This is a genomic window from bacterium (assembly GCA_024226335.1).
Taxonomy (GTDB): Bacteria; Myxococcota_A; UBA9160; order SZUA-336; family SZUA-336; genus JAAELY01.
Genome location: JAAELY010000125.1, coordinates 1 through 11,636, shown reverse-complemented (window position 1 = coordinate 11,636; position 11,636 = coordinate 1). Strand labels below are relative to the sequence as shown.

At 63.3% G+C, this 11,636-nt stretch carries 10 protein-coding genes; 7 read left to right on the top strand and 3 right to left on the bottom strand.

Annotated elements, in window-relative coordinates:
- Window positions 1–73: 73 nt before the first annotated feature.
- Both GY725_05775 and GY725_05770 read right to left on the bottom strand, forming a co-directional pair.
- Window positions 74–607, bottom strand: coding sequence for an RpiB/LacA/LacB family sugar-phosphate isomerase (locus GY725_05775; GenBank protein ID MCP4003686.1), 534 nt, complete (start codon window positions 605–607; stop codon window positions 74–76).
- A 2-nt stretch (window positions 608–609) separates the two neighbouring features.
- A complete protein-coding gene (locus GY725_05770) occupies window positions 610–1,536 on the bottom strand; it encodes a class I fructose-bisphosphate aldolase (GenBank protein MCP4003685.1) in 927 nt (308 codons plus the stop codon).
- A gap of 113 nt (window positions 1,537–1,649) precedes the next feature.
- On the opposite strand from GY725_05770, the gene pyk reads away from it, so the two are divergent.
- The 6 genes from pyk to GY725_05740 all read left to right on the top strand — a co-directional run bounded on the left by pyk (window position 1,650) and on the right by GY725_05740 (window position 9,415).
- A complete protein-coding gene (gene pyk / locus GY725_05765) occupies window positions 1,650–3,101 on the top strand; it encodes a pyruvate kinase (GenBank protein MCP4003684.1) in 1,452 nt (483 codons plus the stop codon).
- Window positions 3,102–3,202: 101 nt separating this feature from the next.
- The gene (locus GY725_05760; GenBank protein ID MCP4003683.1) at window positions 3,203–4,963 is read left to right on the top strand and encodes an NADPH-dependent assimilatory sulfite reductase hemoprotein subunit; all 1,761 of its coding nucleotides are present in this window, start codon (window positions 3,203–3,205) and stop codon (window positions 4,961–4,963) included.
- Between the two features lies 1 nt (window position 4,964).
- Window positions 4,965–5,732, top strand: coding sequence for a hypothetical protein (locus tag GY725_05755; protein MCP4003682.1), 768 nt, complete (start codon window positions 4,965–4,967; stop codon window positions 5,730–5,732).
- A gap of 90 nt (window positions 5,733–5,822) precedes the next feature.
- Entirely contained in the window at window positions 5,823–7,136 is a 1,314-nt protein-coding gene (locus GY725_05750) for a sodium-dependent transporter (GenBank protein MCP4003681.1), read from the top strand.
- A 9-nt stretch (window positions 7,137–7,145) separates the two neighbouring features.
- On the top strand, window positions 7,146–8,273 hold the full coding sequence (aepY, locus tag GY725_05745; GenBank protein ID MCP4003680.1) for a phosphonopyruvate decarboxylase: 1,128 nt from the start codon (window positions 7,146–7,148) through the stop codon (window positions 8,271–8,273).
- Window positions 8,270–9,415 (top strand): phosphonoacetaldehyde reductase, encoded by a 1,146-nt coding sequence (locus GY725_05740; GenBank protein ID MCP4003679.1) that lies wholly within the window; start codon window positions 8,270–8,272, stop codon window positions 9,413–9,415. The genes aepY and GY725_05740 overlap by 4 nt, the downstream gene beginning before the upstream one ends.
- Here GY725_05740 and GY725_05735 read toward each other — a convergent pair.
- Complete coding sequence (locus tag GY725_05735) at window positions 9,412–10,953, bottom strand: acetolactate synthase large subunit (protein ID MCP4003678.1); 1,542 nt, start codon at window positions 10,951–10,953, stop codon at window positions 9,412–9,414. The two genes, GY725_05740 and GY725_05735, sit on opposite strands and share 4 nt — an antisense overlap.
- Before the next feature lie 59 nt (window positions 10,954–11,012).
- On the opposite strand from GY725_05735, the gene GY725_05730 reads away from it, so the two are divergent.
- On the top strand, window positions 11,013–11,480 hold the full coding sequence (locus tag GY725_05730; protein ID MCP4003677.1) for a DUF2007 domain-containing protein: 468 nt from the start codon (window positions 11,013–11,015) through the stop codon (window positions 11,478–11,480).
- Window positions 11,481–11,636: the final 156 nt, after the last annotated feature.

Sequence of the window (11,636 nt, the reverse complement as noted above, 5' to 3'; positions counted from 1 at the left end):
GGCTGCGAAGCGCGATGCATCCGCCTGCGCTGCGTCGCGCGACCCTCTGCAGATCTACGGATCTGCGATCGGATCACCCTTCTTGCTCAGGCGGCGACTCCCGCTTCTCGCTCGATTCCTCCCTGTGCAGAGATTCCCTAGAGGACTGGCCTCGGCCTTCGGTCCCGGGCTTCGAATCGAGCGCTTCGAACTTCGCGACGCGGCGCGAGTGGCGACCGCCCTCGAAACCGGTCTCGAGCCAGATGCCCACCCATTTCAGCAGTTCGGCTCGATCGAACTCCTGCGCACCCAGACACAGGACATTGGAATCGTGGTGCTGTCGAGTCATGGCGGCACCCCGCTCGTTGTACACGAGCGAGGCGCGCACGCCCGGAATGCGATTCGCCAGCATCGTCATACCGATGCCATTGGTACAGGTGAGGATCGCCCGTTCGGACTGGCCGGTTGCCACAGTTTCAGCCGCGGGAATCCCGAAGTCCGGATAGTCGCAGGACTCGTCACTGTGGGTTCCGAAGTCCACGACCTGATGGCCCAGGCGTTCGAGTTCCTTGATCAAGACGGTCTTGAACTCGAACGCCGCGTGATCGGCTGCAACTGCGATTTTCACCGCTAGGACACGTTCGCGTACACGTCCATGACTTCGTGCAGCAGATCGATCGCCTCGGTCTTGGGACGCTGGAACGAGTTGCGACCGATGATCGAACCGAAACCGCCGCCTTCCGCGATGCCGTTGATCTCCTCGACCACGGCCTCGCGACCCTTGGCCGCCCCACCCGAGAAGATCACGATGCGACGACCGTTGAATGCGGACGTGACGACGTGGCTGACGCGCTGGGCGAGTGTTCCGATCGGAATACTCTGGCTCTCGTAGACCTTGCGCGCCTCGTCCTGTTCGATGTGCTCGCTCGGCGGCTTCACCTTGATGATGTGCGAGCCGAGTTGAGCGGCGATCTGGGCGGCGTAGGCCACCACGTCGATCGCGGTTTCACCGGCCTTCGAGATGGCCGATCCGCGCGGGTACGACCAGACCACGACCGCCAGCCCGTTCGCCTTGGCCTCTTCCGTCAGCTCGCGAAGCTCTTCGAACATGACATTGCGCGCAGCCGAGGCCGGATAGATCGTATAGCCGATCGCCGCGCAGCCCAGGCGCAGCGCCTCTCCAACCGATCCGGTCACGGCCGGACAGGGCTCGTCACCCGGTGTCAGGCTGTCCGAATTGTTCAGTTTCAGGATCAGCGGGATATCCCCCGCGAACTCCGCGGCACCCGCTTCCAGGAAGCCCAATGGCGCGGCGTATGCGTTGCATCCGGCATCGATGGCCAGTTCAAAGTGGTAACGGGGGTCGTAGCCCAGCGCATTTGGCGCGAAACTGCGCGCAGGGCCGTGCTCGAAACCCTGGTCCACGGGCAGAATCACCATCTTTCCGGTACCGCCGAGACGCCCATGATTGAGCATCCTGGCCAGGTTGGACAGGACGCCCGGGTTCTCAGACGAGTACCAGGACAGGATCTCCTTCACACGCTTGGTCGTCACGATTGCTCCTCTCTCCGAAAGCTCTGAAGAAATCGAGCCGGGCCGGGCCGACTCGTGTGGAAATTTACGGCGCGGAGTTTAACCTATCCTGCCGATCGCCGAATGAGTTACTTACGATGAAACCGCGTTCCACCCAGATCGTCTGCACCATCGGTCCCGCGAGCCGCGACGCCGAGACCCTCGAGCGTCTGATCGACGCTGGAATGCGCGTGGCGCGGCTGAACTTCGCCCACGGTACCGAGGCCGAGCAACGTGAGACCGCCGCGCGCATTCGAGCCGCCGCGCGCTCCCGCAAGCGCCCGGTCGCGATCCTGCAGGATCTGGCCGGACCCAAGATCAGGCTGGGAGAACTTCAACCCCATCAGGTGACCCTGACGACCGGATCGCTGACGACGCTGGTATGCGGTACGCCAAAAGGCGACGCCGCCCACCTGCCGGTCCCCGACGAGTTCCTGCACGAAGAGGTCCGTCAGGGCGGACCGGTGCTCCTGGGTGACGGGGCCGTCGAACTTCAGGTGGAAGAAATCGACGGCCAGGAAATCCACTGTCGCGTGGTGGTGGGTGGAGAGATCTCCAGCGGAAAGGGCCTGAATTCACCAGGCGGGTTGTCCGCGCGCCCCCTGCTCGACGCGAAGGACGAGGCCGATATTGCGCTCGGTGTGGAAATCGGTGTGGACATGGTTGGCGTCTCCTATGTGCGAACGGCAGAGGATCTGCTGACCGTTCGCCGCCTGCTCAAGACGCACGGGCACCCCACACCGCTGGTGGCCAAGATCGAAACGGCACTCGCGCTCGAGAATCTGGACGAGATCCTGGCCCGCGCCGATGCAGTGATGGTCGCGCGTGGCGACCTCTCGCTCGAAATCCCCTACGAACGGGTTCCGATCGAACAGAAGCGCATCGTCCAGGCCGCGCTGCGCGCCGGGCGCCCGGTGATCACGGCGACTCAGATGTTGCAATCGATGGTGAGCGCACCGCGTCCCACCAGGGCCGAGATCACCGATGTGGCCAACGCCGTGCTGGATGGAACCGATGCGGTGATGCTCTCGGACGAAACGGCGGTGGGGGCAGATCCGGTGCGGGTATGCCGCGCCATGGCGCGCATCGTCGACGAGACCTTGGGCGCCTTTCCCGACTTCCGGGAAACACCGCTGGACGGCATTGCCGAAGAACTGCACGAACTCGCGGTGTTCTCGCGCGCCGCGGTCCGGACCGCTCGCGAAATCGGCGTTGCCGCCATTCTCACCTGGACCAGTGGCGGACTCGCCGCGCGATTGCTCTCGCGTCAACGCCCCAGTACCCCGATTCTGGCACCGACGCGCTACGAAGAAACGTATCAGCGCCTCGCCCTGCCGTTCGGCGTGCATCCGGTGCTGTGTCCCCGGGGCGAGATGACGCGCCGGCAACTCGAAGACGTGCTGGGCGAACTCGACGATCAAGACACGCTTCTCCTGGTCGGCCACCTGCCCGGAGAGCGCCAGCGAGTTCCCTGGATGGCGCTCGCCCGAGTCGCCTCCCTGGAAGAGTGGTCGCGCGATCCGCGCAATCAGCGTCCCCATACCAGCTGATACGGAGCCGGTTTTCCGCAGGGGCCCGGAGGCTTGGGATTCCGCGAAGCTCCCCGGGGTTTTTGAAGGCCGTTCCCGAGTCTGTTAGCGTGGCTTGCGCAATGCCCAAGAAATCCCCCCCCAAGGTGTTCAGCCTGCTGAACTCCGACCTCTCAGAGTTGTCGAAGGTCGAGCGACTCAAGGCCGAAAGCGAAGGCCTGTTCTGGGTCGCCGGAAAGGAAAAGCACAGTTTCCGATCGGAGATCGACGCCATGACGACCGGTGAAGCCAAGACCCTGTCGAACGAAGCGAAGGAATTGTCGAAGCATTTCGGCGTCTACAAGCAGCAGGAGCGGGTTTCCGGGCGCAAGAGCGACAACTTCATCTTCATGGTGCGCCTGCGCCTGCCGTCTGGCGGCGAGATGTCGGCGGAACAATGGGCCGCCGTGGGCGAGGCATCGGATCGCTTCTCCAACGGCAGTTTGCGCCTGACCACGCGCCAATCCATCCAGTTCCACTACGTACCGGGTGCCGAACTCAGCGCGCTGGTGCGCTTCCTGAACGAGGAATACCCGAACCGGGGCCTCGAAATCTCGACGCTGGCCGCCTGCGGTGATGTGAACCGCAACACGATGTGCAGCGTGGCCGACGACCTGATCGCCGATCAGCCCATGAACTCGCGCGAGATCGCCTTCCAGATCGCAGACGACCTGGCACCGCGGACTTCGTCCTATTTCCAGGCCTTCCTGACAGATGACGAAGGCAAGATCGAGGCGCCCTTGAACCCCGAAGAACCCCTGTACGGCAAGCAATACCTGCCGCGAAAATTCAAGGTGGGTATCGCCCATCCGCAGGACAACTCAGTCGATCTCCTGACGCAGGACGTGGGCCTGCTGCCCGTCGGCAAGGGCGAGGAATTCGACGTGCACTCGGGTGGCGGCATGGGTTCGACGCACGGGCAGGAAGACGCCCGGCCTCTGCTCGGCCTCTACCTGGGACGGGTCTCGCGCGCACAGGTCATCGATACCGTGCGGGCGATCGCGATCCTGCAGAAGGAGAACGGAGAGCGAAAAGATCGCCGACAGGCCCGCTGGAAGTACACCATCCGGCGACTCGGGCTCGAGACCGTCCAGAAACACCTGCGCGAGCGTTTCGAGATCGATCTGAAAGACTCACCGCCGCTACCGATCCCGCCCAATCAGTTCTTCCACGGCTGGCGCGACGAAGCCGGAGAGCGGGGAGATCTCTTCCTCGGCATACCCGTGGCGAGCGGCCGTCTGCAGGACTCCGGCGATGTAAAGATGCGCAGTGCGATTTCCCGAGTCGTCGCCGGGGTGCCCGGCATCGGCGTGCGCATCACGGGCAACCAGGATCTCTTGCTCTGCCATATTCCGTCCGACAAGCGCTCGTGGGTCGAAGACGTACTGCGAGAGCACGGCGTTGCCTTGCCGGACGAGGTTTCGGCGTTTCGGCGCCAGGCGTTTGGTTGTCCAGCCTTGCCGACCTGCGGCCTGGCGATGACCGATGCCGAACAAGCGCTGCCCGGATTGTGCGACGCCCTCGAAGCTGCGGGCGTGGCGGATGTCGATGTCGTCCTGCGCATGGCGGGCTGCCCCAATCACTGCTCTCGGCCGCCATCCGCCGAGATCGGGCTGACCGGCTTCGGCAAGAATGCGCACATGGTCTGCGTAGGTGGCTCGCGCGAAGGCACGCGGCTCGCGCAGGTGCTGTACCCGAAGCTCGAATCCGAGCAGCTGATTCAGGTACTGGTCGGATTGCTGCGCGCGATCAAGGAAAACAATCCGGAGGGTCTTTCCGTGGGTGAATTCCTGCATCGAACTCCCTTCGAGAAGTTGCGCGAGTTCGCGGGAGTGGAGGCCTGAAATGGCGGGGGTCGAACTCGACATCGCCGGTAACGGAATCGCGACCCTTCTGATCAACCGACCGGAATCTCTCAACGCTCTTTCGTCTTCGCTCCTGAAAGACATCGATGGCGCGGTGGAACGGATCGAGAAAGAGCCGAAGATCCGCGCGGCGATCGTCACCGGCGCAGGTCGAGCCTTCGTCGCCGGTGCCGATATCGAGGAGATCTCCGGCCTGAACCGTGAGAGCGGCCTCGATTTCACCCGGCGGGGCCAGGGCGTCTTCTCGCACATCGAACGACTCGAAAAGCCCGTCGTTGCGGCGGTGAACGGCTTCGCGCTCGGCGGCGGTTGCGAACTGGCGATGGCCTGTCATATGCGACTCGCCTCGACCAAGGCGAAATTCGGCCAACCCGAGGTCAAACTCGGCATTTTGCCGGGCTTCGGCGGCACGCAGCGTCTTCCCCGTCTGGTTTCTCGCGGAACGGCTACGCAGATGATTCTGTCGGGCGCGATCATCGATGCCGCGGAGGCGTTGCGCATCGGCCTGGTCAGCGAGCTGCTCGAGCCCGACGATCTGCTCGGGCGCTGTTCCGCTCTACTCGAGCAGATACTGGGGAACGGTCCAGCTGCGCTCGCCGCCTCTCTCGCAGCCATTCGCGACGGCCTCGACGAATCGCTCGAGACTTCGATGGAGGTCGAGGCAAAGCTATTCTCTGCCGCCTGTGGGACAGAAGAGATGAAGGAAGGCACCCGCGCCTTCCTCGAAAAGCGCGACCCGAAGTTCTAGCGGGTTGCATCAGGCTACGGGTTGGCTCGTTTCCGTGCGGGTCCTAGTCTTGTTGTCCTACACCCCCCATCTTTTGATGGAGGAGTGGGCATGGTCGCCGGACGAGAGCGATGGTCGAGCAAGACGGGATTTCTGCTGGCCGCCGTGGGCTCCGCCGTAGGACTCGGCAATATGTGGCGGTTCTCGTATCTGACCGCCGAGAACGGCGGCGCTGCCTTCGTCCTGCTCTACATCGTGATGACGCTGCTGATCGGTCTGCCCGTCCTGCTGGCGGAACTCACACTCGGCCGAGGCGCACGCCGCAGCCCGATCGAAGCACTGGGGGTTTTCGGCGGCGGTGCGTGGAAAGCCCTGGGCGGGCTCTTCGTGGCGACGGGTTTCCTGATCCTCGCCTACTACAGTGTGATCGCGGGCTGGACGGCGCGCTACGCAATCGAAGCGGTGCTGACCGGCTTCCCGGAAAACCCCGGCGAATACTTCGGCTCGATCATCAACGGTCGAGCAGCCGTTGCCTGGCACCTCGTCTTCATGGCCGCGACTACGTTGACGGTCATGGTGGGCGTCAAGGGCGGGATCGAACGACTCTCGATCGTGTTGATGCCGCTGCTGTTTGTGCTGGTCTGCGGGCTGGCTCTATTCGCGATGACGCTGGACGGTGCGAGTGCGGGTTACGACTTCTACCTGTCGGTTGACTGGTCGAAGCTGTTCACGGCGAAGGTGCTCAACGATGCAGCCAGTCAGGCTTTCTTCAGTCTGAGCCTGGGCATGGGCGCGATCATGACCTACGCCAGCTATCTGCCCGAAGACAGCCACCTGCCCAATGAGTCGATCATCATCGCGACGGCCGACTTCGGGGTCGCGTTCATCGCAGGACTGGCCGTATTCCCGATGATCTTCGCCTTTGGCCTCTCCGATCAGGTCAACGGCAGTACCGTGGGTGCGCTCTTCATCACACTACCGGCCGCCTTCAACGAAATGGGCACCGCTGGATATCTCGTCGGCATCCTGTTCTTCGTCGCACTGGTGATCGGTGCACTCACTTCGGCGATCTCTCTGCTCGAAGTCGTCGTCTCGTCGGCGATGGATGTACTGGGTTTGAGCCGGCGTACGGCTGCACTGAGCGCCGGCGGCTTGATCGCAGCTCTCGGGATCATTCCCGCACTCGATGACGGCCGCCTGGACGTCATGGACAAACTGGCCGGCAATGCATTCCTGGTCGCGGGCGGGCTGATCCTTGCGGTCTTCGTCGGATGGGTCATGCGCAATCCGCTCGACGAGGTGAGCAAGGGCGCGACGGGAGTGCGCTGGTTCGGGCTCTGGCGGTGGCTTCTGCGGATCCCGGTTCCACTCGTACTGGCCTACACACTGTTCGAGTTCGTACGCGGCTGGAATGCCGGTTCTTGAGCTGCGGTCGTGATCGACTGCAGAGCCTACTTTGAACTCCTCGCACGCAACGGCATCGACTTCTTCACCGGCGTACCCGACTCGCTTCTGAAGGACTTCAGCAACTGCGTTTCGGAACACGCCACAAGCGGCGACGAGCTGATCACTGCAAATGAAGGCGCCGCAGTCGCACTCGCAGCGGGCCACCACCTGGCGACCGGCGGACTCGGTCTGGTGTACATGCAGAACTCCGGACTCGGCAACGCGATGAATCCGCTGACATCACTGGTCGACCCGGAGGTGTACTCGATTCCGATTCTTCTTCTGATCGGCTGGCGTGGGGAACCGGGACATCCCGACGAGCCCCAGCACCTGAAACAAGGGAGGGTGACTCTTGCGACGCTCGAGACACTGGAAATCCCATATGAGATACACCCCGAGACACTCGATGAGTCAGCTGCGTCCCTGGAGCGCGCGGTAGAACATATGCGAGGGAACGCTTCCCCCTACGCATTGGTCGTACGTGCGGGAACATTTTCGCCGTACGAGAAGAGCGAGAGCGCACGGGAAGCCTTCGAGATGCGCCGTGAAGAAGCAGTGATCGAGATCGCTTCCCTGCTCGATCCCGCCGATGTGATCGTATCGACCACGGGAAAGACCTCGCGCGAGCTGTTCGAGTATCGGGCTTCCACCAGTCGGGATTTCTCGGGTGACTTTTTGACCGTGGGCTCGATGGGTCACGCCTCACAGATCGCGATGGGAGTCGCCCTCGCCCGCCCCTCCCGACAGGTGGTCTGTCTGGACGGCGACGGCGCTGCAATCATGCACATGGGCTCGATGGCCATCTCCGGTCGGCGCGCGCCCGAGAACTTCAAGCACGTGATCGTCAACAACGCTGCCCACGACTCGGTGGGCGGACAGCCGACCGTAGGAAACGAGATCGACTTTCCCGCGATCGCGCGCGCGTGCGGCTATCGAGACGCATGGTGCGTATCTAGGCGCGAGACACTGAAGGATGCGGTAGGAAGGATGCGCGCTGCATCTGGGCCGGTGCTCCTGGAAGTCAGAGTGAGCAAGGGGGCGCGCACCGACCTCGGTCGACCGACGATTGCTCCGATCGACAACAAGCACAGCTTCATGAAGAGACTTGTCGAATGAGGACCGAGCTGATCATCTGCCAGGAAGGAGCGGTAGAGAGGCTCGCAGAGATCGTCGCAGAGCGGCGTTCCCGACGAGTGTTCCTGGTCACGGGAAATGCCTCGTACCCGGCATCCGGTGCCGAGGCACTCATTGCGAAAGCCCTGGAGCCCTGCGCGGTCGAGCGCTTCTGTGGCTTTGGCGAGAATCCAGCACTCGACGACATCACTTCGGGGATCGAACGCTTCTGCGCATTCGGCCCGGACCTGGTCGTGGCGGTGGGTGGTGGTTCGCCTCTGGATATGGCCAAGAGCATCAATGTCCTCGCCGCGCAGGACGGCGACGCGATCGATTTCATCGAAGGACGGAGCGAACTCCAGCCTCGGGGTTGTCCCCTGGTCGCCGTGCCGACGACTGCCGGTTCAGGAAGTCAGGTGACGCATTTCGCGGCGGTATGGGTAGGACGAACCAAACACTCCCTGGCCCATCCATGCATGCGACCCGAGTTCGCCCTGGTGGACCCGCGTCTGCTCGCGAGTCTGCCGTCACACGTCGCAGCGGGAGCGGGCCTGGACGCATTGAATCAGGGCATTGAGTCGTACTGGTCGATTCACGCAACGCAGGAGTCGCAGGATTTCGCGCGAGAGGCCATCGAGTGCGTCATCCAACACCTGGTCCGTTTCGTCGTTCAGCCCGACGACGCTTCTCGGATGGGCATGGCGCGTGGCGCGCACCTGGCGGGCGAGGCAATCGAGCGGACGAAGACGACTGCCCCACACGCCATCTCGTACCCGATCACGTCGCACTTCGGCATTCCGCACGGTCAAGCCGTGGGTCTGATCCTGCCATCGATCCTGCGCTTCAACGCGGGGGTAACCGCCGAGGACTGCCTGCATCCGCTCGGAACGCACCACGTACAGGACACCCTCCGGAACCTGGCAATTCTGCTTGGAGCCGAAGAACCGCACGCAGCCGCGGATCGTTACGAAACACTGCTGGACGAGATCGGGCTGTCTCGAGATTGGACGAAACTCGGGCTCGCCGGTGCAGACGTGCAGGAAACAATCGTCGCCCACGGATTCGACCCGAAGCGGGTCAATAACAACCCGCGCCGCCTGACTGAAGTCGCCCTGCGGGAGATGCTCGACCGGCTAGGCGCCTAGATAACGGCTTCTATCAGATAGGGACCCGGCGTCGCGAATGCCCGACCGAGAGCAGAGATCAGTTCCTCGGCCGTTTCTGCGCTTTCACCGGGCACACCCATGCCGCGAGCCAGCGACACCCAGTCGATCACCGGTTGCGCCAGATTGGTGAGAGCGGTCGCCGCCGGACCCGGCTTGACGATATCGGCTCGGGCCAGTTCGATTTTCAGGATCCGGTACTCGCGATTCGCGCAGATGATCGTCTTCACATCGAGCCCCTCGCGCGCCTGGGTCCACAGAGACTGCAGGGTGTACATGCCACTCCCGTCCGCCTGTAGTGCGATCACCGTGCGATCGGGACACGCGACGGCCGCGCCGGTTGCACAGGGAAGTCCCTGGCCGATTGCGCCACCTGTGAGCGAGAGCATCGTGTGCGGAGGGCTGGCCGCGCTCGCCAACAGATGCCCGCGTCCGGAGGTGGCCGACTCGTCCATGACGATCGCGTTTTCGGGTTGCAGGCAGGCAAGGGCTGCGCCGAGACTGTCGGGTGTGAGGGCGCCGCTGGGAAGCGCGGGCAGGGTCGCATCGGGTACGGAGGCCTTTGGTGCAGCGAGTGCGTCGGCCAGCGCCTCTAGCGCACCTGCACCGTCCTGATCCGGCTCCGCGAGTGTGTGCACCGTGCAGCCGTCGGGTGCCAGGCGACTCGGCACCCCCGGGTAGGCGAAGAAACTGACTGGAGCCAGTGTCTCCACCAGGACCAGATGCGACACCGTCTTCAACAAGGCGATGATCTGTTCCGGGAAGTACGGAAGCTTGTCGACAAAGGGCAAACCCGCACCGCGCTCGACGCGCGCCGGAAACGTATCCATCAGCACGCGAGCACCGTTGCCTGAGGCGATGCGGGCGGCAGCCCGCAACCCAGGTTCGCGCAGGGCCCGTCCTCCGAGCAGCAGTAACACGGATTCGCCCCCGCGCAGGGCGGAAGCGACTGCGTCAATGCTCGATGACGCGACTGCCCGAGCTGGCGTTGGCGCGATCGGCCGGGCGGCTTCCGGTGCTTCTTCCCACGCGCAGTCGGCGGGAATGATGAGCGTGGAAACCGAACCCGGTACAGAGGTCGCCTCTGCGATCGCTGTGGCTCCATCTCCTGGAAGCTCGCGCGCGCTCTTCGAGGTCCGAACCCAGTTCGATACGGGGTTCGCCAAAGAATGGATATCGGAGGTCAGCGGTGCATCGGCCGACAGGTGCCAGGTCGCCTGATCGCCGACCAGATTGACGACCGGCGTGTGCGCGCGACATGCATTGTGCAAGTTCGCTATGCCATTGGCGAATCCCGGTCCCAAATGCAGAACGGTAAGTGCGGGGCGATCGGTCATTCGGCCGTACCCGTCCGCCGCACCAGTTATCACACCTTCAAACAATCCGAGTACCGACCTCATGCCGGAAACGGCGTCGAGTGCACCGACCAGATGCATCTCCGTGGTCCCGGGATTTGCAAAACAAGTATCGACGCCCGAGGCATGCGCGGTGCGAATCAGCTCTTCTGCTCCGTTCCCCATATGCGGAGTCTATCAGAGCGTGGCGGGCGGAGTGTCTCGCCCATGCTAGGATCGAAGAGATGGAAGATTCGCTGACCACGGTCGCGGAATTCGACTCCGCCATGGAGGCCGGACTCGCGAAGGCGCGACTCGAAGCCAATGGAGTGCAAGCCTTCCTGAGCAATGAAACGGTCGGCGAGTACCCTTCCGGCGCCGGTGCTATTGCCCTGAAGGTATCCGAGTCCGATCTCTCTCGAGCCATCGCGCTCTTGCGAGGCGAAGAGCAGGAAGAGGAGGGAATAGAGAGCCCCCTCGACTGGCGCGAACACGAACCCGACGAGCGCTGCCCGGTGTGCGAGGGATCCCTGGTCAACACCAGTCGACCCGCTTGGCCATTTCGACTGTTGCGGCTGGTGCTTTCGATGTTCTTGCCGCTACCCGACCGCGCGTTTGCGACTGATCGCCGGTCGTGCGGAATCTGTGGCTATCGCTGGAGGACGGGTGAGTTCGCAGTCACCGGTGTTCCTCCGCCACCCACGAGACCTTGAAAGGACACGGATTGATCTAGTGTCCTGTTTCAGAAGTTCCATCTCGAATTAATTGAAGTGTTCAGGAGTCGGTCTTCCCAGAGTAGAATGGAGGGCAGACGATGGGGCAGAGAGGACGACCACGCGCAGCGGTGACGCTGACGGACGCGGAGCGCG